Source organism: Pigmentiphaga aceris, from assembly GCF_008119665.1.
Classification (GTDB): Bacteria; Pseudomonadota; Gammaproteobacteria; order Burkholderiales; family Burkholderiaceae_B; genus Pigmentiphaga; species Pigmentiphaga aceris.
The window spans coordinates 2,323,360-2,345,218 of sequence record NZ_CP043046.1; the positions used below are offsets into that span (position 1 = coordinate 2,323,360).

At 61.0% G+C, this 21,859-nt stretch carries 18 protein-coding genes and 1 pseudogene; 11 read left to right on the forward strand and 8 right to left on the reverse strand.

What is annotated here, in order from left to right; genetic code table 11:
• Positions 1-15: 15 nt before the first annotated feature.
• The 4 genes from FXN63_RS09965 to FXN63_RS09980 are packed head-to-tail and all read left to right on the forward strand — an operon-like array spanning position 16 to position 5,349.
• Complete coding sequence (locus tag FXN63_RS09965) at positions 16-2,295, forward strand: ATP-binding protein (protein WP_148814508.1); 2,280 nt, start codon at positions 16-18, stop codon at positions 2,293-2,295.
• Between the two features lie 2 nt (positions 2,296-2,297).
• Positions 2,298-2,759, forward strand: coding sequence for a response regulator (locus tag FXN63_RS09970; RefSeq protein WP_148814509.1), 462 nt, complete (start codon positions 2,298-2,300; stop codon positions 2,757-2,759).
• An 8-nt stretch (positions 2,760-2,767) separates the two neighbouring features.
• A complete protein-coding gene (locus FXN63_RS09975) occupies positions 2,768-4,741 on the forward strand; it encodes a response regulator (RefSeq protein ID WP_148814510.1) in 1,974 nt (657 codons plus the stop codon).
• Positions 4,738-5,349 (forward strand): biliverdin-producing heme oxygenase, encoded by a 612-nt coding sequence (locus FXN63_RS09980; RefSeq protein ID WP_148814511.1) that lies wholly within the window; start codon positions 4,738-4,740, stop codon positions 5,347-5,349. The genes FXN63_RS09975 and FXN63_RS09980 overlap by 4 nt, the downstream gene beginning before the upstream one ends.
• 56 nt (positions 5,350-5,405) lie before the next feature.
• Here FXN63_RS09980 and FXN63_RS09985 read toward each other — a convergent pair whose 3' ends face one another.
• A complete protein-coding gene (locus FXN63_RS09985; protein WP_148814512.1) occupies positions 5,406-6,149 on the reverse strand; it encodes an LrgB family protein in 744 nt (247 codons plus the stop codon).
• Positions 6,150-6,271: 122 nt separating this feature from the next.
• Positions 6,272-6,631, reverse strand: a pseudogene (locus FXN63_RS09990) (CidA/LrgA family protein); the annotation flags it as partial.
• Positions 6,632-6,908: 277 nt separating this feature from the next.
• Here FXN63_RS09990 and FXN63_RS27260 point away from each other — a divergent pair.
• The 3 genes from FXN63_RS27260 (at position 6,909) to FXN63_RS10000 (ending at position 9,033) form a co-directional block, all read left to right on the forward strand.
• Positions 6,909-7,184: an AraC family transcriptional regulator ligand-binding domain-containing protein gene (locus FXN63_RS27260; protein WP_281290863.1), complete on the forward strand. Its 276-nt coding sequence runs from the start codon at positions 6,909-6,911 to the stop codon at positions 7,182-7,184.
• A complete protein-coding gene (locus FXN63_RS27265) occupies positions 7,184-7,918 on the forward strand; it encodes an AraC family transcriptional regulator (RefSeq protein WP_281290864.1) in 735 nt (244 codons plus the stop codon). Before FXN63_RS27260 ends, FXN63_RS27265 begins: the two co-directional genes overlap by 1 nt.
• A gap of 275 nt (positions 7,919-8,193) precedes the next feature.
• A complete protein-coding gene (locus FXN63_RS10000) occupies positions 8,194-9,033 on the forward strand; it encodes an oxidoreductase (RefSeq protein WP_148814514.1) in 840 nt (279 codons plus the stop codon).
• Positions 9,034-9,282: 249 nt separating this feature from the next.
• On the opposite strand, the gene acnA is transcribed toward FXN63_RS10000, so the two are convergent.
• The 6 genes from acnA to FXN63_RS10030 form a co-directional block, all read right to left on the reverse strand.
• Positions 9,283-11,985 carry an aconitate hydratase AcnA gene (gene acnA / locus FXN63_RS10005; RefSeq protein ID WP_148814515.1) on the reverse strand — a complete coding sequence of 901 codons (2,703 nt, stop codon included), beginning with the start codon at positions 11,983-11,985 and terminating at the stop codon, positions 9,283-9,285.
• Between the two features lie 105 nt (positions 11,986-12,090).
• The gene (locus FXN63_RS10010; protein WP_148814516.1) at positions 12,091-13,542 is read right to left on the reverse strand and encodes a bifunctional 2-methylcitrate dehydratase/aconitate hydratase; all 1,452 of its coding nucleotides are present in this window, start codon (positions 13,540-13,542) and stop codon (positions 12,091-12,093) included.
• A gap of 136 nt (positions 13,543-13,678) precedes the next feature.
• Complete coding sequence (prpC, locus tag FXN63_RS10015) at positions 13,679-14,842, reverse strand: bifunctional 2-methylcitrate synthase/citrate synthase (protein WP_148814517.1); 1,164 nt, start codon at positions 14,840-14,842, stop codon at positions 13,679-13,681.
• 86 nt (positions 14,843-14,928) lie between these two features.
• Positions 14,929-15,807 (reverse strand): methylisocitrate lyase, encoded by an 879-nt coding sequence (prpB, locus tag FXN63_RS10020; RefSeq protein WP_148814518.1) that lies wholly within the window; start codon positions 15,805-15,807, stop codon positions 14,929-14,931.
• A gap of 3 nt (positions 15,808-15,810) precedes the next feature.
• Positions 15,811-16,833, reverse strand: a complete 1,023-nt coding sequence (locus FXN63_RS10025; protein ID WP_148814519.1) for an HpcH/HpaI aldolase/citrate lyase family protein — start codon at positions 16,831-16,833, stop codon at positions 15,811-15,813.
• Positions 16,834-16,848: 15 nt separating this feature from the next.
• Positions 16,849-17,838, reverse strand: a complete 990-nt coding sequence (locus FXN63_RS10030) for a malate dehydrogenase (protein WP_148814520.1) — start codon at positions 17,836-17,838, stop codon at positions 16,849-16,851.
• A gap of 321 nt (positions 17,839-18,159) precedes the next feature.
• Here FXN63_RS10030 and FXN63_RS10035 point away from each other — a divergent pair, with 321 nt between their 5' ends.
• The 4 genes from FXN63_RS10035 to sdhA all read left to right on the forward strand — a co-directional run bounded on the left by FXN63_RS10035 (position 18,160) and on the right by sdhA (position 21,797).
• Positions 18,160-18,960, forward strand: coding sequence for a GntR family transcriptional regulator (locus tag FXN63_RS10035; RefSeq protein ID WP_148814521.1), 801 nt, complete (start codon positions 18,160-18,162; stop codon positions 18,958-18,960).
• A 261-nt stretch (positions 18,961-19,221) separates the two neighbouring features.
• Positions 19,222-19,635 carry a succinate dehydrogenase, cytochrome b556 subunit gene (sdhC, locus tag FXN63_RS10040; protein ID WP_148819143.1) on the forward strand — a complete coding sequence of 138 codons (414 nt, stop codon included), beginning with the start codon at positions 19,222-19,224 and terminating at the stop codon, positions 19,633-19,635.
• Positions 19,632-20,015: a succinate dehydrogenase, hydrophobic membrane anchor protein gene (sdhD, locus tag FXN63_RS10045; protein ID WP_148814522.1), complete on the forward strand. Its 384-nt coding sequence runs from the start codon at positions 19,632-19,634 to the stop codon at positions 20,013-20,015. The genes sdhC and sdhD overlap by 4 nt, the downstream gene beginning before the upstream one ends.
• Positions 20,016-20,018: 3 nt before the next feature.
• A complete protein-coding gene (gene sdhA / locus FXN63_RS10050) occupies positions 20,019-21,797 on the forward strand; it encodes a succinate dehydrogenase flavoprotein subunit (protein WP_148814523.1) in 1,779 nt (592 codons plus the stop codon).
• Positions 21,798-21,859 lie beyond the last annotated feature (62 nt).

Genomic DNA, 21,859 nt, shown 5'->3' on the forward strand with positions numbered 1-21,859 from the left:
TTTCTTCGGGAAATCATGCTTTCTGACGACGCCATCGCGCAGCTCGAAGCAAATTGCGCGCGGGAGCCGATCCAGATTCCAGGTGCGATCCAGCCCCATGGATTTCTGATTGCCTTTGTCGAACGCGATGGAGTGGTGCGGCACGTCAGCGGCAATTTATCCACGTTTCTGGCGGTGACGCCAGAAAACCTGATCGGCCAATCGGTGGCGGTATTACGCGGAGAGCTGGGCGCGTCGCTGAAAGATGCGGCCGAGCAATTGCTGGCTGCCGCAGATGGCCCGATGCATGCCGGATCGATCAACCTGCTGGGGGCAAGCGGGCTGCGTGAGCGGTTCGAGTTGCTGTTGCATCGGCGTGGTGACCTGATCATTGCCGAGCTGGAGCCAGCGGCAGCGCCCTCGCAGGCGCAGTTTGCGTCGATGTACCCGGTCGTGAATGCCTTTGTGTCGCGCATTCAGGCAGCGCAGACTGTGGACGCCATCTGTGCCACGGCGGCGGAAGAGGTCAAACGCCTGACCGGTTATGGCCGCGTGGTGACCTACAGCTTCGATGCCGATGGCCACGGCTACGTCAATGCCGAAGTGATCGATGAGGGCTACGAATCTTTCCTGGGATTGCGGTTTCCCGCGTCGGACATTCCGACGCAGGCACGCGCGCTGTATTTGAGTAACCGCATCCGGGTGATCCACGACGCTGACTACGTGCCGTCTCCCATCGTGCCTGCCCATGACCCGGACACGAGTCTGCCGCTGGACATGAGTCTGTGTGGCTTGCGCAGTGTGTCACCGGTGCATTTGCAGTACATGCGCAACATGGGCACGCTTGCGTCGATGTCGGTTTCCATCATCGTCGAAGGACGTTTGTGGGGCTTGATTTCCTGCCATCACGCCACGCCGAAACCGGTGTCCATGCACACCCGTTCTGCATGTGATGTGCTGGGTCGCATGCTGTCTCTGCAGGTCGAAGCCAAAGAGGCCAACAGCGATGCGCTGCGCCGCCTGGAATTGCGCAACATCATGGTGCGCATGCTGTCGGCCATGTCTGACCGTGATCGTCTGGGCATTGGTCTTACGCGCTCGTACCAGCCCATTCTGGAATTTGCGCGTGCCGGCGGCGCTGCCGTGGTCTACGGTGCCGATTGCGATATGGCCGGTGCAACGCCTGCTCGCGAGGTGGTGGTAGATATTGCTCGCTGGTTGTTCGAACGTGGCGAACGCGAGGTGTTTCACACTGACAGCTTCCCCCGGATCGCACCGGAATTCGCAGCGTCTGCCGACGTGGCAAGCGGTCTGCTGGCAATCTCGATCTCGGAACGCCACCCGAACTATGTGATGTGGTTCCGCCCCGAGGTGCAGCGAACCGTCAACTGGGCAGGTCGGCCGGAAAAGAACGCCGATGATCTGGGCAGGCTGTCGCCGCGCACCAGCTTCACGCTGTGGGAAGAGATTCTTCGCGAACGGTCTTTGGCCTGGCAACGTGCCGAGATCGATGCCGCTGCCGAGATGCGCACCACGGTGCTTAGCGTGGTGCTGCGCCGCGCTGAAGAACTTGCAGAACTGGCGCTGGAACTGGGGCGGCTGAACAAGGAGCTGGAGGCGTTTTCCTACAGTGTGTCGCACGACTTGCGTGCCCCGTTGCGCCATATCGCCGGTTATGCTGAATTGCTGAGCGAGATGGAAGGCGACAAGCTGGCTGACCGGTCGGCGCGCTACCTTGAACACATCAACGAGGCTGCGCAGTTCGCTGGCCTGCTGGTAGACGGGCTGTTGACCTTCTCGCAGATGGGCCGATCAGCCCTGACCATGCGTGAGGTCGATGTCGACGCCCTGGTGCAGCAGGTGATTCGTGAACTTGCACCCGATACCCAGGGTCGTAATATTGAATGGGTGATCGGTGAGCTGCCCAATATGTATGGGGACGGCTCATTCCTGCATCTTGCCTTGCGCAATCTGCTGTCGAACGCGATCAAGTACACCCGCACCCGGCAGCAGGCACGTATCGAGATCGGCAGCAGTGCTACCGATTTCGAGCAGGTGATGTATGTGAAAGATAACGGCGTGGGTTTCGACCCCCGCTTTGTGGGAAAGCTGTTCGGCGTATTCCAGCGTCTACATCGCATGGAAGATTTCGAAGGCACCGGCATCGGGTTGGCAAATGTTCGGCGTATTGTCGAACGCCACGGTGGACGGGTGTGGGCCGAAAGCGAAGAAGGCATGTCCGCCACGTTTTACCTGGCATTGCCGAATGCCGAGACGGCGCAGGCCTTGGCCAAAGACGAAACTTTACCGAACTGATTATGCTGAAACCGATATTGCTCGTCGAAGACAACCCAAAGGACCTGGAGCTGACCTTGCTTGCGCTGGAGCGCAGTCAGTTGGCCAATGAAGTGATCGTGGTGCGCGATGGCGCAGATGCGCTGGATTGCCTGCTGCGTCGCGGCGCGTTCGAAAGCTGGCTGGATGGCAATCCAGCCGTGATCCTGCTTGATCTCAAGCTGCCCAAGGTCGACGGCCTGGAGGTTTTGCGGACGATTCGCGAGCACGCGAACCTGCGCAGCATTCCTGTCGTCATGCTCACGTCTTCGCAGGAAGAATCCGATCTGGTGCAGGCGTACGAATTGGGCGTCAATGCATACGTGGTCAAGCCTGTCAGCTTCCCTGATTTTGTTGCAGCGATCTCCGAGATCGGTGTGTTCTGGGCCGTTGTGAACGAGCCGCCACCGGGCTCGATGCGCTTGCTGCGCGACGCCAGACAATAGGAGAAGGAATGTTGTTGCCTTCTGGCGATCCGGGCGAGATGTCTGGTGCTGCTTCCGTGAAGACCCGTTTGTTGATGGTCGAAGACGATGCGCGTGACGCCGAACTGGCGTTGTTCAAGCTTGAGCGCGCTGGTCTGGATATTGATGCAACCACGGTAGACAACGAAGCAGCCTTCCGTGCTGCCTTGTCGAACGACCGGTACGACATCATCGTGTCGGACTTCCATCTGCCTTCCTTTACCGGCGCAGCTGCGCTGCATATTGCCCAGACCCTGGCACCACAAACCCCGTTCATCGTGGTTTCTGGCATGTTGGGCGAAGAGCGTGCCGTGGACATGGTGCGCAGTGGGGCGACCGATTACGTGCTGAAGCAGCGCCTGGAGCGCTTGCCGATGGTGGTCACCCGGGCGCTGGCCGAGGCGCAGGAGCGCAGTCGCCGTGCGCTGGCTGAAGCTCGCCTGTCCGACCGGGAAAGCTACTTTTCCCAGCTGGTTGAAACCCTGCGCGACTTCTCGGTGTCATCGCTGAATGAAGTTGGCGTCATCACCAGCTGGAACGCCGCTTCGGAACGGATCTTTGGTTATTCGGCAGTCGAGGTGGCAGGCCAGACCTGTGACCTGTTCGAAGTGCCTGACAGTACCGACATCAGCCCGCGCGACGAAATGCAGGCGGCGACCGACGCCGGCAGTATCTCCAGCGACCGCTGGTTGCGTCGCCAGGATGGCACCCTTTTTCACGCAGCGATTGTCACGACTGCCATCGTGGTCGACGGCAAGCCCCGGGGATACTCGCGCATTGTTCGTGACACCACGGATGCGCGGCTTGCCGCGGATTTGCTGGTGGCCGCCAAAGAGCAGGCCGAGATCGCCAATCGTGCCAAGGACCGCTTCCTGGCCGTGTTGTCGCACGAGTTGCGCAGCCCCTTGAATGCGATCTCTGCGGCGGTCGGCATTCTGGCTTTCGACGGTAGTCTGTCGGAGATCAACCGACGCTCGGTAGAGCTGATTCAGCGCAATGTGCGGGCCGAGGCCCGTCTGTTCGATGACCTGCTGGACATTTCGCGCATCGTCAACGACAAGCTGCCGATTACGCTCGATGTGGTTGATCTCTCGACCCTGTTGCGCAATACCGCCGACAGCTTCCGGCCGGAAGCGCTGGCAGCGGGCATCACCATGCGCGTGGCGGCCGATACGGGGGTGATCAATGTGTGGGCCGACGCGCTGCGCCTGCAGCAAATCCTGTCCAATCTGCTGAAGAACGCGATCAAGTTTTCGTCACGTGGTGACCGTGTTGACGCCAGCCTGACAGTTCAGGGCGACGAAGTGCAGGTGCGCATTACCGACACCGGCATTGGTATTTCCGAGTCGGATTTCTCGCGCATTTTTGTGGCGTTCGAACAAGGCGAAGAAGACCCCCAGCGCCAGCGGGGCGGTCTTGGGCTGGGCCTGGCCATTGCCGATTCCCTGGCACGCCAACACCGGGGTCGCCTGAGTGTCAGCAGCCCGGGCATTGGCCGTGGGTCCAGCTTCACGCTGGTGCTGCCGGTCTACGACAAGCAGATTTCTGAATTGCAAGACGAGGCCTCAAACGTGCAACAGTCCCAGGGCAACCTACGCATTCTGCTGGTGGAAGACAGCGAAGATGCGGCCGAAATGATGAACGAGTTGCTGTCGTTGATGGGCTATGAATGCACCGTTGCCAGCCGCGTGAGCATTGCGAAGCGCGTGCTGTCGCAACAGGATTTCGACGTCTTGCTGTGCGACATGGGCTTGCCCGATGGCGACGGCATCGACGTGTTGAAAGACTTCGACATGACGCTGGGTCAGACGGCAATTGCCATCACCGGCTACGGCATGCAGCAGGATATTCAGCGCAGCATTGCGGCAGGTTTTTCGGAACACATGACCAAGCCGATCGACTTCGACCGGCTGGAGCGGGCATTGATGTCGGCAAAGCGCATCGAGCGCCGGAATCTGGCATGAGTGATGTGAAGGCAGAAGAGCAGGTTTCCGCGCTGGAAGCGCTGCGTGCAGGCACCAGCAGCAACCACGCAACGCTGGACGCGTCGCTTGATCTGATGCGTGACGATTATCGGCCCGAGGAATACCTGCGCACGCTGGCGGCCTTCTACGGCTTTGTTGCAGCCTGGGAGGCTCAGGTACTGCCGCAGGCCGTTGAAGCCGGCCTGAGCCTGCAGGCGCAGGCCGGCAAGCTGCGACAAGACCTTGAGGCCTTGGGTGTGGATGCCGATCTGCTGCCGCTTGCGAGCGGCGATGCGCTGCCCGACACGCATACCCGTGCAGGGCTCTACGGCAGCAGCTACGTGATGATTGGTTCGCGCCTGGGCGCGCGCATCATCGGCCCGCGTCTGATGAAGCATTTCAACATCGACGAGAACAGTGGCTGCGCCTACTTCGGTGGCGACATTGAAGCCACAGGCCCGGCCTGGCGACTGTTCCGTCAGCAGCTGGAAGCCGCGCTGCAACCGCATGAACATGCAGTTGCAGTAGCTGCCGCCCGTGCAACCTTTTCGCGATTCCACCAGTGGTTGGTCAGCCACGGCGCAGCGCGAGCCGCTCAGCCGGTGTGAATTCTGGATTGGCGCAGGCGTTTCAAGATGTCTGCGCCGATACGGTGTGATCCTTCTCAGACCCCGTAGAACCATGCTGCTGCGTTGGGCAGCAGCCACGGCGTAAGCACAGCAGTCAGCACGCCGTTCAGGCCCATGCCCAGTCCGGCAAACGCTCCCATCTCTGCGTTCACCTGAAAAGCCCGTGCGGTGCCAATGCCGTGAGATGCCACGCCCAATGCAAAGCCCCGAATTTCGGGCGTGCGTACGCGCAAGGCGTTGAAAAGGAAGCGGGCCGTGATCGCACCAAAAATGCCGGTGCTGATGACCAGCACGGCAGTCAGAGCCGGCAGACCGTCAAATTGTTCCGCAACAGCCATCGCAATCGGCGTGGTGGCGGATTTCGGTGCGGCCGACACCGCCAACTGCCGCCCACCACCTAGAAACGCCACGATGCTGACCGACGACAGGATGGCAGTCGCCGAGCCCGCCAGCAGGCCTGCCATCAGCGCAATGAAATTGCGGCGTAGACGTTTGATCTGGCGTGCCAGCGGAATCGCCAGGGCCACCGTGGCCGGCCCGAGCAGGAAGTGGACAAACTGAGCACCGGAAAAGTAAGACTGATAGGACGTGCCAGTCAGGCTCAGGATGGCCACGATGATGGCGATTGCAATCGCCACGGGATTGGCCAGCGGAGAAAAGCGCAGGCGTCGATAAATCGAAAAAGCGATGACGTAGGCGCACAAGGTCAGCGTCAAGCCCATCAGGGGCGATGCCGACAGGTAGACCCAGATCGAGGAAAGTTCGTAGAAGTGCGGCATGGTCAGGGGGCTTGTGTGGGCGTAACCGCGTTACCGACAGCCTTGGTCACGGTCGGTCGGGCAGAGGCTGATGGTGCCTCGCCAGAGGAAGCCGTACTTGAGAATCCTGCCGATGATTGAGCATCGCCCACAGCGCCCTCAGTCGGCGTATCGCGCCACAACAGCCGCAACACCAGCGCCGTGACAGTCAGGGTCAGCGTCGTCCCCAAGATCAGCGACGCCAACACAGCCAGCCAGTGCCCCTGCACGCTGCTAGCGGCCGCCACAATGCCGACCCCTGCCGGGACAAACAGCAAGGACAAATGGCTGAGCAAGGCATTGCCCGTGGCCTCCATGCGCTCCATCAATGCGGGTGAGGCGAGCAGGGCAATGAACAGCAGCAACATCCCGATCACAGGCCCTGGAACAGGCAGCGCAAGGGCGTGGCTGATGCCTTCGCCCAGGCACTGGAAGATCAGCAGGGTGGCAAACGCGGCGAGCATGAAACGGGTCTCCGTGGTGGGCTAACGCAGTTCTGAGCGGATCCGTATGAGGATGTCTGTCGCTCAATAAAAAATATTCGCTGTCGAGTCTCAGGCCAAGTGTGCTCACGCACCCTTCCACGCTGCAACACCAATCCCGATACATCATGGGGCCTCATAGATTGGCACGCATTGCCATCGACGTGGCGCATTTTGCATGTTTCCAATTATCGTGCGGCGCTAAGCTTGTCCCTTGCCAGATCCGCGTCTGGTCATCATCGTTTCCAGGGGCATTCGCATGGCACGCAAGCTCACCTTTGCATTGAACATCGGCTGGCGCACGCTGCTGACAGACTTCGGCATGAAGCATGAGCATGTGCTGCGCAAGGCCGCGCTGCCCGAAGACCTGTTCTCTCACTCGGAGCGCGGTCTTGATACGGAGGAGTATTTCCGCTTCTGGCGTGCATTGGAGCAGGAAGCGGGAGATCCCATGTTTCCGCTACACCTGGTCGACAAGGTGTCGGCCGAGGTATTCGTCCGCCCCTGTTCGCCGCCTTGTGCAGCGCCAACCTGATGCAGGCAGTGCAACGCCTTGCCAAATACAAGCAACTCGTAGCGCCCATGAGTCTGGAGGTGGACGTGAACGGGGAAGGATCACTTACCGTGTCGCCGCGCTGGCTGTCGGTGCAGACCGAGGTGCCGTACTCGCTGCAGGTGGCCGAAGTGGCGTTCTTTTTGCGCCTTGTACGGATGGCGACGCGCGAGCCGGTCGAGGCGCTGCGTGTGGAACTACCGCAACTTGCGCCCAGCTCCTGCGCACGTCGCTACGACAGCTTTTTCGGTGTCCCCGTGCAGCGCGGAGATGTCCCCAGCATCCGCTTTGCCGCAGCGGATGCGCTTCGACCATTCCTTACCGTGAATGAGGGCATGTGGCGCGTGTTCGAACCCGACCTGCGCCGTCGGCTCAGCGAGCTGAATGCGACAGCTACCACGGGCGAGCGCGTGCGCGCAGTACTGCTGGAGCTGCTCCCTGGCAACACGGCCACCGTCGAAAAAGCCGCCGAGCGCTTGGGGATGAGTAAGCGCACCTTGCAGCGCCGCCTTGAAGACGAGGGGGAGAACTTCCGCGCCCTCGTCAACACCACACGGGAAAGTCTGGCTCGCCACTATCTCGGGAGCACCACGATGACTGGCGGTGAAATCGCTTTCCTGCTGGGCTTCGAAGATCCCAACTCCTTCTACCGCGCTTTCCTGGAATGGACTGGTCAGACCCCAGACACCGCTCGCAGCGCCATGCGCCTGAACTGAGGACTACCCAATCACACGGCAAGAGCCGCCTCGCAAAGTGCGGCTGACCAACCAGGCGGTCGGGGCCTCATCTATGGAACCCTCAAGGCCCTGCGTGGGCATCTGCAACGCGGTCACGGAGCTGGTACGGAGAGAAAGATTGGCGCAGTCTGCTGGAAGTCTGGCGCGACTTGCTGGTTTCCTGGCGTCTCTTGCGTCCTACAGTGGGAAGCACAGAAAGCGAACCTTATCCGGGTCGCCATGCGCTTCAACCCATCGAACCAAGGATTTCCGACATGACCACCCCAGTTGCCCTCGTCACAGGCGCGTCTTCCGGCATTGGCGAAGCCACCGCGCTGAAGCTCCAATCTCTCGGCTACACGGTATATGCCGCGGCCCGTCGGGTAAGCCGCATGCAGTCCTTGGTGACGGCGGGCATCCATGTGCTGCCGATGGACGTCACGGATGACGACTCGATACAGGCCGGCATCCAGCAGATCATCGCCCGATCGGGTCGCATCGACGTGCTGGTCAACAACGCTGGCTACGGCTCCTATGGTGCCGTCGAGGATGTCTCCGTCGACGAGGCCCGTGCACAGTTTGACGTAAACGTCTTTGGTGCGGTGCGCCTCACGCAGTTGGCGCTTCCACACATGCGCAAGCAACGCTCAGGCACCATCGTCAATATCACCTCCATGGGCGGGAAGATCCATACTCCGCTGGGTGCCTGGTACCACGGAACCAAGTTCGCTCTGGAGGCAATCAGCGACTGCCTGCGACTGGAAGTAGAGCCCTTCGGCATCAATGTGGTAGTGATCGAGCCCGGTGGCATTAAGACCGAGTGGGCGGGTATCGCTGCAGACAAGTTGCGCGAGACCTCGGGCCAGGGTGCCTATGCCAGCCAAGCCAACACGATGGCTGAAGCGATGGTGGGCGAGGCTAGCCGCAAGCGCCAGTCGCCGCCTCAGTTGATCGCGGATACGATCGGCAAGGCCGTCAGTGCCCGCCGGCCCAAGACGCGCTATGCCGTCGGCTTCGGTGCCAAACCCATGATCTTCATGCGCCGCTTGCTTTCCGACCGGGCCTTCGACGGTTTCATCCGCATGGCGACAGGGATTTCTCGCAAGGCTGCTTGAGCTGCTGCATTGTCGAACACCGGTCGAGTTCTCTCTGCGCAGTCTCATCGCCGAGAAACGCGACGGATGTTCGGGACCCATCCGTTCCTTCATCGTCACCACGGCGCGCAGGTGAAATGAAAAAGGCCTTCCCGAAGGAAGGCCTCTCAGCTTACTGCTTCATCTGGTGGTGGATCTCAACGACTGACCTGATCCACTGAGTCCACCACCGACACCTGCGCACGGGGCGCAGGTGCCTTGGCAGCAAGCTTATGCAGCAGCCAGCAACTGACGCAGCACGAAGGGCAGAATGCCGCCGTGTTGGTAGTAATCGACTTCGATCGGGGTGTCGATGCGCAGCAGAACCTGGATGCGCTTCTCGGTACCGTCGTTGGCGCGAACCACCAGCGTCACGTCCTGTTGGGGCTTGATGCCGTCTTCCAGGCCGATGATGTCGTAGGTCTCTTGACCAGTGATGCCGTGGGTCTGCACGCTTTCGCCTGCCTTGAACTGCAGGGGCAGCACGCCCATGCCGACCAGGTTGCTGCGGTGAATACGTTCGAAGCTGCGAGCGATCACAGCCTTCACGCCCAGCAGCTGGGTGCCCTTGGCAGCCCAGTCACGCGACGAGCCCGTGCCGTACTCTTCGCCGCCGAACACGACGGTAGCCGTGCCTTCTGCCACGTACTTCATGGCGGCGTCATAGATCGACATCAGTTCGCCGGTGGGCTGGAACAGGGTGTCGCCGCCTTCCACGCGCGAACCGTCGGCCTTGGCCGGGATCAGCAGGTTCTTGATACGTACGTTGGCGAAGGTGCCGCGCATCATGATTTCGTGGTTGCCGCGACGCGAGCCGTAGCTGTTGAAGTCAGCCTTCAGCACGCCGTTGGCCGACAGCCACTTGCCTGCGGGCGACGAATCCTTGATCGAACCGGCCGGCGAGATGTGGTCGGTGGTGATCGAGTCGCCGAACAGACCCAGGGCACGTGCGTTGCGCACTTGCGGCATGGTCTTGGGTTCCATGCCGAAGTCTTCGAAGAAGGGCGGCTCGGCGATGTAGGTCGAATCGGGCCAGTTGTATACCTGACCGCTCACGCCCTTGACCTTCTCCCACAGCTTGCCCGGGTTGTCCTTGACCTGTGCGTAGTTTTCCTTGAACACCTTCGGGTCCAGGGCGAACTTCAGCAGCGCATTGACTTCTTCCGAGGTCGGCCAGATGTCGCCCAGGTACACGTCGCCGTTCTTGCCGCGGCCGACCGGTTCGGTCATCAGGTCGCGGGTGATCGTGCCGGCGATGGCGTAAGCCACGACCAGCGGGGGCGAGGCCAGGAAGTTGGCCTTGATGTTCGGGTGAATACGGGCTTCGAAGTTGCGGTTGCCCGACAGGACGGCCGCGCAGATCAGTTCGTTCTGGCTGATTGCTTCGTTGATTTCCGGGGTCAGGTCGCCAGCGTTACCGATGCAAGTCGTGCAGCCGTAGGCAGCCACGTCGAAACCGAGCTTTTCCAGGTAGGGCAGCAGACCGGCCTTTTGCAGGTATTCGGTCACCACGCGGGATCCAGGAGCCAGCGAGGTCTTGATGTGCTTCTTGACCGTCAGACCGGCTTCCACAGCCTTCTTGGCCACCAGACCGGCTGCCAGCAGCACGCTGGGGTTCGAGGTGTTGGTACAAGAGGTGATGGCTGCAATCAGCACGTCGCCGTTCTGGATGTCGGCACCGGTGCTGGTCTTGAAGACCTGACCGAGTTTTTCCGGGGCTTGCGAGAAGCCGTTTTCAGCAACCGGCTTGCTGAACAGGTCAGCGAAGTTGGTCTTGACGTTGCCGATTTCGATACGGTCTTGCGGGCGCTTCGGGCCTGCCAGCGACGGGGCAACGGTGCTCAGGTCGAGCGTCACCAGCTTGGTGAAGTCGATATCTGCAGCGTTGGCCACGCCGTACATGTTCTGGGCGCGGAAGTAGGCTTCGAACGCAGCGATTTCTTCAGCGGTACGACCCGTGCCCTTGAAGTATTCGATGGTGCGGTCGTCGACCGGGAAGAAGCCCATGGTGGCGCCGTATTCCGGTGCCATGTTGCCGATGGTTGCGCGATCGGGCAGCGACAGGGTCGCGGTGCCCTCGCCACAGAACTCGACGAACTTGCCGACAACCTTTTCCTTGCGCAGCATTTCCGTGATGGTCAGCACCAGGTCGGTAGCGGTGACGCCTTCACGCAGCTTGCCCTTCAGTTCCACGCCGACGACGTCGGGGGTCAGGAAGTACACGGGCTGGCCAAGCATGCCGGCTTCAGCTTCGATACCGCCCACGCCCCAGCCAACGACGCCAATGCCGTTGATCATGGTGGTGTGGCTATCGGTACCCACCAGCGAGTCCGGATAGTAGACGTTTTCCTTCTTGTGCACGCCGCGAGCCAGGTATTCCAGGTTCACTTGGTGGACGATGCCGAAGCCCGGGGGCACGACGCCGAAGGTATCGAAGGCTTGCATGCCCCACTTCATGAACTGATAGCGTTCCTGATTGCGCTGGAACTCGAGCTTCATGTTCAGGTCGAGGGCTTTCTGCGAACCGAAGTAGTCGATCATCACCGAGTGGTCAACCACCAGGTCCACCGGCACCAGCGGCTCGATGGTCTTGGGGTTCTTGCCCATGGCTTGTGCGACGTTGCGCATGGCGGCCAGGTCGGCCAGCAGCGGAACGCCGGTGAAGTCCTGCAGCACGACGCGAGCGACGATGAACGGGATTTCGTTTTCACGTGCAGCGGTGGGCTTCCACGCGGCGAGTTCGCGGACGTGTTCCTCGGTGACCTTCTTGCCGTCGACGTTGCGCAGCACTGCTTCGAGCACAATCCGGATCGACACCGGCAGGCGCTCGACCGCGACGCCAAGCGCCTTGCCCAGTTCGGGCAGCGAGTAGTACTGACCGGTTTTCTTGCCGATCTTGAATTCTTGCAATGTATTGAAGCTGTTATGCGGCATGAAAGCCTCCGTAGGAATTTCCGCTGATATTTCAAGCAACCGATTTGCGTCGGTAGCCCATAAGTCGACGTGGCCGGCGTGCGGGGCGCCGGCCACGTGGGGAAGTCAAATTACGTACAGGTCGACGTATTCGTGCACCGGGGTGTTCTCCAGTGCCTGTTGGTCGAGCGACACCTTCAGAATGGCGTCCTGTTGTTTGGTCGGGAAGCTGCGCGCCAGATTGGTACGGAACTTCGCTTCCAGCAACGGAATGCCATCGTGACGACGACGTTTATGGCCGATCGGATATTCGACAACGATTTCGTCCAACTTGCTGCCGTCCTTGAATTCGACAGTCAGCGCATTGGCAATCGAGCGTTTTTCCGGGTCGTGGTAATCGGTCGTGAATGCGGGGTCTTCCACACACACGATTTTCTCACGCAAGGCGTCGATACGCGGATCAACGGCCACTGCATCTTCATAATCTGCTGCAGTCAGACGGCCAAACAACACTGGCACGGCAACCATGTACTGAATGCAGTGATCGCGGTCGGCCGGATTATCCAGCGGGCCTTGCTTGTCGATGATGCGGATGCACGCTTCGTGGGTACGAATGGTGATCTTGGCAATGTCTTGCGCCGAGCGCCCCATCGCAGCCAACTTTTCGTGGATGCTGATCGCGGCTTCGACGGCGGTCTGCGAATGGAATTCCGCCGGGAACGAGATCTTGAACAGCACGTGTTCCATCACGTAGCTGCCGTAGGGACGCTGAAACTTGAAGGCATTGCCCTTGAACAGCACGTCGTAGAAGCCCCAGGTCTTGGCAGACAGCACAGACGGGTAGCCCATCTCGCCGGTCTTGGCGATCAATGCCAGGCGCACGGCGCGACTGGTGGCGTCGCCGGCTGCCCAGCTCTTGCGTGAACCGGTATTGGGGGCGTGACGATAAGTGCGCAGCGCCTGGCCGTCAACCCAGGCCAGCGATACCGCATTGATGGTTTCTTCGCGGGTCAGGCCCAGCAACTGGGAAACCACTGCGGTAGATGCCACCTTGACCAGCAGCACATGGTCCAGGCCCACCCGGTTGAACGAGTTTTCCAGCGCAATCACGCCCTGGATTTCATGGGCCTTGATCATGGCCGTGAGCACGTCGCGCATCAGCAGCGGCTTTTTGCCTGCTGCGACCGCGTTGCGTGACAGCCAGTCGGCGGTTGCCAGAATGCCGCCCAGATTGTCCGAAGGATGACCCCATTCGGCGGCCAGCCAGGTGTCGTTGAAGTCCAGCCAACGGATCATCGCGCCGATATTGAACGCGGCCTGGATGGGATCGAGCTGGAATTGGGTACCCGGCACCTTGGCACCATTGGGCACCACGGTGCCAGGCACAACCGGGCCAAGCAGCTTGGTGCAAGCTGGATATTCCAGCGCCTCAAGCCCGCAGCCAAGCGTGTCGATCAGGCAATTGCGCGCAGTTGCATAGGCGAGTTCGCTCCCGATCTCGTAGTCGAGAACATAGTCGACGATGTCGACCAGCACCTGATCGGCTTCTGGGCGGATATTCGACACGGGGGCGGACATGCTGTGGCTCTCCTAGCGGTTGCGCGTTGATGGCCAGCGTCGTCTGGGTGGCGGGGCAGTTGATGCCCCGCCGGCTGACGCTGCCTTGGCTGTTGCCTGAGTCTTTTTGCCTGCTTGCTTGCGTTATTTCCTGTACTTACTTGCGTTCGCCGATCGGCACGAACTTCAGATCTTCCGGGCCGGTGTAGTTGGCGCTCGGGCGGATGATCTTGTTGTCGATGCGTTGCTCGATGATGTGCGCCGACCAGCCGGCCGTACGCGCAATCACGAACAGCGGGGTGAACATGGCGGTGGGCACGCCCATCATGTGATAGCTGACCGCGCTGAACCAGTCCAGGTTCGGGAACATCTTCTTGATTTCCCACATGACCGTCTCAAGGCGCTCGGCAATGTCGTACATCTTGGTGCTGCCCGCTTCGTCCGACAGCTCCTTGGCGACTTCCTTGATGACCTTGTTGCGCGGGTCGGAAACGGTATAGACCGGGTGACCGAAGCCGATCACGACTTCCTTCTTTTCCACGCGCGCACGAATGTCGGCTTCGGCTTCGTCAGGCGTGTCATAACGCTTCTGGATGTCGAAGGCCACTTCGTTGGCACCACCGTGCTTCGGGCCGCGCAGCGCGCCGATGCCACCGGTGATGGCGGAATAAATGTCCGAACCTGTGCCAGCGATCACGCGGCTGGTGAAGGTCGATGCATTGAATTCGTGTTCTGCGTACAGGATCAGCGAGGTGTGCATCGCCTTGACCCAGCTTTCCTGCGGCGTCTTGCCATGCAGCAGCGACAGGAAATGACCGCCGATGCTGTCGTCGTCGGTTTCGACGTCGATGCGGGTGCCGTTATGGCTGAAGTGATACCAGTAGAGCAGGGCGGAGCCCAGCGATGCCAGCAGACGGTCGGCGATGTCGCGCGCGCCGGGGACGCTGTGATCGTCCTTCTCGGGCAGCACGCAACCCAGCACGGACACCGCGGTGCGCATCACGTCCATCGGGTGGCTGGCGGCGGGCAGGGCTTCCAAGGCGAGCATCAGGCTGGCAGGCAGACCGCGCAGGCTGCGCAGCTTTGCCTTGTAGCCGCGCAACTCGGCCTCGGTCGGCAGCTTGCCGTGGACCAGCAGGTAGGCAATTTCTTCGAATTCGCTGGTGTTGGCGATGTCGAGAATGTCGTAGCCGCGATAGTGCAGGTCGTTGCCGCTGCGACCGACGCTACACAGCGCGGTATTGCCAGCGGTGACACCAGACAACGCAACGGATTTCTTGGGTTTGAAGCCAGCGGGTTGTTCGTTTTTTTGTTCGCTCATACTTGTCTCTCCTGGGTGATCGTTATTCGTCTTGCTTGATACGATGCTTGGTCGATGACGATGCGTGCTGCCGGACTGATCCCGCTTCAGCCGTGCTTCTGGGCGTACAGGGCGTCCAGATGAGATTCGAACTCGTGATAGCCGATACGTTCATACAATTCTTCGCGCGTCTGCATCTGGCCGACCACATTTTTCTGATGGCCGTCCAGACGGATCGCGGTGTAGACGGCTTCGGCAGCCTTGTTGGCAGCACGGAACGCCGACAGCGGATACAGCACGATAGACACGCCTGAACCGGCCAGCTCCTGCACCGAGAACAGCGGCGTCTTGCCGAATTCGGTGATGTTGGCCAGCACCGGCACCTTCACGGCATCAACAAACTTGCGGTAGCTGTCCAAGTCGTAGGCGGCCTCGGCGAAGATCGAATCGGCACCGGCTTCCACATAGGCCAGCGAGCGTTCGATCGCGGCGTCCAAACCTTCGCTGGCGATGGCATCCGTACGAGCAATCAGGAAGAAGTCCGGATCGGTCTTGGCATCTGCCGCAGCCTTCACGCGGTCAACCATTTCCTGCTTGCTGACAATTTCCTTGCCCGGACGATGGCCGCAGCGCTTGGCACCGGCCTGGTCTTCGATGTGGCAGGCGGCAGCACCGGCCTTGATCAGGCTTTTGACCGTGCGCGCAATATTGAATGCCGACGGGCCGAAACCGGTGTCGATATCGACCAGCAACGGGGTATCGCAGACATCGGTGATGCGGCGCACGTCGATCAGCACGTCGTCCAGCGTATTGATGCCCAAGTCAGGCAATCCCAGCGAGCCAGCGGCAACCCCGCCACCCGACAGGTAGATCGCCTTGTAGCCGGCACGCTTGGCGAGCAGGGCGTGGTTGGCGTTGATGGCCCCGATGACTTGCAGGGGCTGCTCGGCGACCAGCGCCTCGCGGAAACGTTTGCCGGCTGACATGGTTCAAATCTCCTGGAAGAACTTGTTATTGATATTCGAGGACAGGGCAATGCCGGCCGCGCGAGCGCGGCGTAGCACATCCCAGTAATAGCGGTAGCTGGCGCGGTCATGCAGCCGCGAGGCCTGGCCCGACGCATCGCTGTCGCGGATCGGGCCCCAATCGGCTTCAAGCGCTGCCAGCAAGATGCGTTCAGCATCCGCCACGTCTTGCGACGAGGGCGAAAACGCCGACACGATCGGAGCAATCTGTGCCGGATGGATACTCCACATCCGGGTGAAGCCGAACTGGGCATGTGCCTGTTGTGCGGCCGTGGCAAGCAGATCGGGCTGGTCAAGTTCCATCACGACATTGTGTGAGGGCACTTTGCCATAGGCATGACAGGCGGCAGCGATCTCTGCCTTGGCACGTGCAACCAGCGTGTGCGAGAACTGGCCTTGCGCCGTCAGCGCGGCAGCGGGAATCGCGCCACGATGAGACGATACGAAGTCCATCAGCCCGAACGACAGGCTTTCGACGCGTGGGTGCGCGGCGATACGGAACACTTCGCGCAAGGCACCGTGCGTTTCGATCAGTACATGGACGGGCAGGGGCGTTGTGCGCCCGGCGACCATGCTGAGGTGGTCTACCGCATCGACGGCACTGGTCACGTCGCTTGCAGTATTGACCTTGGGAATCATGATGTAGGCTAGGCGGTTGGCCGCCAGGCCCAGGATGACCTTCAGGTCTTCCATGAATGCGGGGTGGTGCACGCTGTGCACCCGGACGCCAACGCGTCCGAACTTATTGGCGTCGCTGGCGGCAAGCTCACCGACCAGCGACGCGTGCTCGCGTTCCAGGCCCACGGCCGCCCCGTCCTCACAGTCGAGCGTGACATCGAAGTCCGGCGTGCCGGATTTCGCGCCGCGCTCGGCCTGCAGGGCGAGGCTCTTGCGCATCAGTTTCTCGGAGCCAGCATAGTGGTCGCACACTGGCAGCACGACCGGCTGCCGGCCTGCTTCATGCAGTACCTTGGAGGGATGCGTCATCGTGGGCCGCGCGCCTTAACCGAGCAGGTGCTTGACGCCGTCGCGCTCTTCGAGCAGCTCGTTCAGCGTGAAGTCCAGACGTTCGCGCGAGAAGCTGTCGATTTCCAGATCCTTGATGCGCGTGTACTTGCCGTTCTCGGTCGTGACCGGCACGCCGTAGATGATGCCTTCGGGGATGCCGTAGGAACCATCGGACGGAACGCCCATGGTGACCCACTCACCGTTGCTGCCCAGCACCCAGTCGCGGATGTGGTCGATGGCGGCGTTGGCAGCCGAAGCAGCCGACGACAGGCCACGGGCTTCGATGATGGCTGCGCCACGCTTGCCAACGGTCGGCAGGAAGGTGTCGCGGTTCCAGGCTTCGTCGTTCACCAGGGTCTTGGCGTCCTGGCCGTCGATCGAGGCGAAACGGTAGTCGGGGTACATCGTGGGCGAGTGGTTGCCCCAGACGACCAGCTTCTTGATCGACGCCACCGGCTTGCCAGTCTTGGCGGCCAGTTGCGACAGTGCGCGGTTGTGATCCAGACGCAGCATCGCGGTGAAGTTCTCGGCCGGCAGGTCCGGTGCCGATTGCTGGGCGATGTAGGCGTTGGTGTTGGCCGGGTTGCCGACCACGAGCACCTTGACGTCACGGCTGGCGACGGCGTTCAGTGCCTTGCCTTGAGCGGTGAAAATCTGTGCGTTGACGGTCAGCAGGTCCTTGCGTTCCATGCCGGGGCCGCGCGGACGGGCACCGACCAGCAGGGCAATGTCTGCGTCCTTGAAGGCGGTCAGCGGATCGCCGTGTGCAGTGACTTCCTGCAGCAGCGGGAAAGCGCAGTCATCCAGCTCCATGATCACGCCCTTGAGCGCCTTTTGCGCCTTTTCGTCGGGGATTTCGAGGAGTTGGAGAATGACCGGCTGGTCCTTGCCGAGCATTTCGCCGGAGGCGATGCGGAACAGCAGGGCGTAGCCGATCTGGCCGGCGGCGCCGGTTACGGCGACGCGCACAGCGGGCTTGGTCATGTATATCTCCGAAGCGGGAAGAAGGGGGTGGGGGTCAAAGTGTACTGCCGTGACCATGCCGCAGACGAGTCAGCGGGGGTATCGCGGCAGATGGGGGAATAATGTAGATCAGGGGACGCGCCGCCGGCGCTGGGGAATAGGTCGCCCTCGTGAGGGCACGCCTGGGAAAAGGCGTAACGCAAGGTGGCTCGGCGGGCATTCATGAACATGGCTACCCAGTGTAGGAAAAGAGCCTGGGGGCGTCAATATTTATATCTTATGTCTTATGTAAGACATGGGTCTGAATGGACACTTTGATGCCGGCTGTGACACAATCGCTGCATGTCAGCAATCCGTACTCCCCACGCCGCCTCCCGCCGAGCACGCGGCCAGGACGCCCGCGCACCACGCGCTGGAAGCGCCACGGGAGCCGCATTCAGCCCGCTTTACCGTCAGATCAAGGCCCTTATCCTGCAGGGACTCGACCGTGGCGAGTGGAAGCCAGGCGAGGCAATCCCTTCCGAGATGGATCTGGCAGCCCGATTCCAAGTCAGCCAGGGCACCGTCCGCAAGGCGGTCGATGAGCTGGCTGCCGATAATATCCTGGTCCGTCGGCAAGGCAAGGGCACGTTCGTTGCAACGCACCATGAAGAGCAGGTGCGTTTCCGTTTCCTGCGTCTGGCTCCCGACAACGGCAACCCGTCACCTGCGTCCAGTCGCGTCCTGGAATGCCGCCGTCTGCGTGCGCCGGCAGACGTTGCACGCATGCTTGAGCTGCGGGCGGGCGACAGCGTGGTACAAGTTCGCCGCGTGCTGTCGTTCAACGACGTGCCGACCATTCTCGACGAAATCTGGCTGCCCGGTACCTTGTTCAAGGGTCTGAGCTACGAACGCCTGTCTGTGTACCGCGGGCCGATGTACGGATTGTTCGAGACCGAATTCGGCATCAGCATGATCCGTGCTGAAGAAAAGATCCGTGCGGTAGCCGCCTCTGACGCCGATGCAAGCGTGCTTGGCGTTGCCGCCGGGCTGCCGTTGCTGTCGGTCGAGCGCGTCTCCTACACCTATGGCGACCGTCCGGTCGAGCTTCGTCGTGGCTTGTACATCACGGCGGATCATTACTACCGGAATAGTCTGAATTGATACGCCAGGATGTGCCGCGGATGAAACGATTTGATGCAAGGGGGGCGATGCGCGAAAATAGCGCGTTTTTCTGAATTCGGTCGCCCGCCAACGTTGGAATCATGCGATTCCTGCGTATGGGCTGCAGCCTGCTGCTGCGCAATGTAACGGGAAGCGTGCATCATGCGCACGCCGATGGTGTCAGGTGTTTCTGTCTGTGCCATGTGTCTGTCCATCCCGCCCGCAGCCGGCACCAAGCTTGTCACTTTCTCTGAGGTCGTAATGTCCGACTCCGCTGCAAAACCCCGTCCGCAGTTCCGCAATCTGTCGCTAACGCAATTGGCGTCGTACCGCTTGCCGCTCGCCGGCAAGGTGTCGATTCTTCATCGCATCAGCGGCATCGGTCTGTTCCTGGCTCTGCCCATCATCCTGTTGCCCCTGTTCGAGAAGAGCGTGCTGTCCGAGACGTCCTTCATGCAGTTCCGCGACATCGTGTCATACCCCCTCGTCAAGCTCGTGGCCCTCTGTTTGATCTGGGCGTATCTGCATCACTTCTGTGCAGGTATCCGTTTCCTGGTGCTCGACATGCACATCGGAACCGAAAAGTACGCCGCGCAAAAGAGTGCCGCTTCGGTGCTGGTGGCCAGCCTGCTGCTGACCCTGGTATTCGGTCTCAAGTTGTTCGGAGTGTTCTGATGTCTGCGAAAAATTTTGGTTCCAAGCGCCTCGTCGTCGGTGCGCACTACGGTCTGACGGACTGGATCGCCCAGCGCGTCACCGCCATCATCATGGCGGTCTACACCCTGGTTCTGCTGGTCGCCGTGCTGATCATGCCGGAATTCACCTACTCGAACTGGGTACGTGTTTTCAATTTCACCGTGCTGAGCTTCCCGCTCGGCAAGATGCTCGCGTTCCTGACCTTCGTGTCGCTCGCTTATCACGCCTGGGTTGGCGTGCGTGACATCTGGATGGACTACGTTCGCCACCTGGGCCTGCGTCTGTTCCTGACGGTGTTGACCGTTCTCTGGCTGGTGGCGTCTGTCATCTATGCCGCACAAATTCTCTGGAGTATCTGAGCCGTGGCCGCAGTCAAGAAATCTCTCCCGCGCCGCCAGTTCGATGTGGTGGTAGTCGGTGCCGGCGGCTCCGGCATGCGTTGCTCGCTGCAACTCGCCCAGGCTGGCCTGAATGTCGCCGTGCTGTCCAAAGTCTTCCCGACGCGCTCGCATACCGTTGCCGCGCAGGGTGGTGTGGGTGCATCGCTGGGCAACATGAGCGAAGACAACTGGTACTGGCACATGTTCGACACCGTCAAGGGGTCGGATTGGCTGGGTGACCAGGACGCCATCGAATACATGTGCCGTGAAGCCACCAATGCAGTCTACGAGCTTGAGCACTTCGGCATGCCGTTCGACCGCAACCCGGATGGCACCATCTACCAGCGTCCGTTCGGTGGGCACACCGCGAACTTCGGCGAAAAGCCGGTGCAACGCGCCTGTGCTGCTGCTGACCGTACCGGCCACGCACTGCTGCACACGCTGTATCAGCGCAACGTCGCTGCGCGCACCCAGTTCTTCGTGGAATGGATGGCGCTCGACCTGATCCGCAATCAGGCCGGCGACGTGCTGGGCGTGACCGCGCTGGAAATGGAAACCGGCGAGATCTACATCTTCGAAGCCAAGACCACGGTGCTGGCCACCGGCGGTGCAGGCCGCATCTGGCAAGCCTCGACCAACGCCTTCATCAACACTGGTGACGGCCTGGGCATGGCGGCACGTGCAGGTCTGCCGCTGGAAGACATGGAATTCTGGCAATTCCACCCGACCGGCGTGGCCGGCGCGGGCGTGCTGATTACCGAAGGCGTGCGTGGCGAAGGCGGCATCCTGTTGAACAAGGATGGCGAACGCTTCATGGAGCGCTATGCGCCCACGCTGAAGGACCTGGCACCGCGTGACTTCGTGTCGCGCTCGATGGACCAGGAAATCAAGGAAGGTCGCGGTGCAGGCCCCAACGGTGACTACGTGCTGCTGAAGCTCGATCACCTGGGTGCCGACGTGATCCAGAAGCGTCTGCCGTCGATCCGCGAAATCGCGATCAAGTTCGGCAACGTCGATCCGATCAAGGAACCGATTCCGGTCGTCCCGACCATTCACTACCAGATGGGCGGCGTGCCGACCAACATTCACGCCCAGGTGGTCACGACCATCAATGGCGAGAACAAGGTGGTCAACGGTCTGTATGCAATCGGCGAATGCGCCTGCGTGTCGGTCCACGGCGCAAACCGCCTGGGTACCAACTCGCTGCTCGACCTGATCGTCTTCGGTCGTGCTGCAGGCAACCACATCGTCAAGTCCGAAGCCGTTCATGCGCATGCGCATCAGCCGCTGCCGGGCGACGCCGCCGACTTCACGCTGGGCCGCACCTCGCGCCTGGAATCGCGTACCAGCGGCGAAAAGACGCAGCTGGTCGCTGGCGACATCCGCAAGTCGATGCAATACCACTGCGGCGTGTTCCGCACCCAGGAATTGCTCGACAAGGGTGTGAAGGACATCTACGAAATCACGGCTCGCGCTGCCGACATCTACATCGACGACAAGTCGAAGGTGTTCAACACCGCCCGCGTGGAAGCGCTGGAAGTCGACAACCTGATCGAAGTGGCCAAGGCAACCATCACCTCGGCAGCTGCACGTGACGAAAGCCGTGGCGCACATGCGCACCGCGACTTCCCGAACCGTGACGACCAGAAGTGGCTGCGCCACACCCTGTGGTACTCGGAGAACAACCGTCTCGACTACAAGCCGGTGCAAATGCAGCCGCTGACCGTCGAATCGTTCCCGCCGAAGGCCCGTACGTTCTAAGCGCAACGACTTTCCTGGCCGCGGACGGACACCGTCCGCGGTTCAACTCGCAGTTCAAATAA

Coding starts and splice junctions, on each gene's coding strand:
- FXN63_RS09965 (WP_148814508.1), top strand. CDS start 16: ATGCTTTCTGACGACGCCATCGCGCAGCTCGAAGCAAATTGCGCGCGG.
- FXN63_RS09970 (WP_148814509.1), top strand. CDS start 2,298: ATGCTGAAACCGATATTGCTCGTCGAAGACAACCCAAAGGACCTGGAG.
- FXN63_RS09975 (WP_148814510.1), top strand. CDS start 2,768: ATGTTGTTGCCTTCTGGCGATCCGGGCGAGATGTCTGGTGCTGCTTCC.
- FXN63_RS09980 (WP_148814511.1), top strand. CDS start 4,738: ATGAGTGATGTGAAGGCAGAAGAGCAGGTTTCCGCGCTGGAAGCGCTG.
- FXN63_RS09985 (WP_148814512.1), bottom strand. CDS start 6,149: ATGCCGCACTTCTACGAACTTTCCTCGATCTGGGTCTACCTGTCGGCA.
- FXN63_RS27260 (WP_281290863.1), top strand. CDS start 6,909: ATGGCACGCAAGCTCACCTTTGCATTGAACATCGGCTGGCGCACGCTG.
- FXN63_RS27265 (WP_281290864.1), top strand. CDS start 7,184: ATGCAGGCAGTGCAACGCCTTGCCAAATACAAGCAACTCGTAGCGCCC.
- FXN63_RS10000 (WP_148814514.1), top strand. CDS start 8,194: ATGACCACCCCAGTTGCCCTCGTCACAGGCGCGTCTTCCGGCATTGGC.
- acnA (WP_148814515.1), bottom strand. CDS start 11,985: ATGCCGCATAACAGCTTCAATACATTGCAAGAATTCAAGATCGGCAAG.
- FXN63_RS10010 (WP_148814516.1), bottom strand. CDS start 13,542: ATGTCCGCCCCCGTGTCGAATATCCGCCCAGAAGCCGATCAGGTGCTG.
- prpC (WP_148814517.1), bottom strand. CDS start 14,842: ATGAGCGAACAAAAAAACGAACAACCCGCTGGCTTCAAACCCAAGAAA.
- prpB (WP_148814518.1), bottom strand. CDS start 15,807: ATGTCAGCCGGCAAACGTTTCCGCGAGGCGCTGGTCGCCGAGCAGCCC.
- FXN63_RS10025 (WP_148814519.1), bottom strand. CDS start 16,833: ATGACGCATCCCTCCAAGGTACTGCATGAAGCAGGCCGGCAGCCGGTC.
- FXN63_RS10030 (WP_148814520.1), bottom strand. CDS start 17,838: ATGACCAAGCCCGCTGTGCGCGTCGCCGTAACCGGCGCCGCCGGCCAG.
- FXN63_RS10035 (WP_148814521.1), top strand. CDS start 18,160: ATGTCAGCAATCCGTACTCCCCACGCCGCCTCCCGCCGAGCACGCGGC.
- sdhC (WP_148819143.1), top strand. CDS start 19,222: ATGTCCGACTCCGCTGCAAAACCCCGTCCGCAGTTCCGCAATCTGTCG.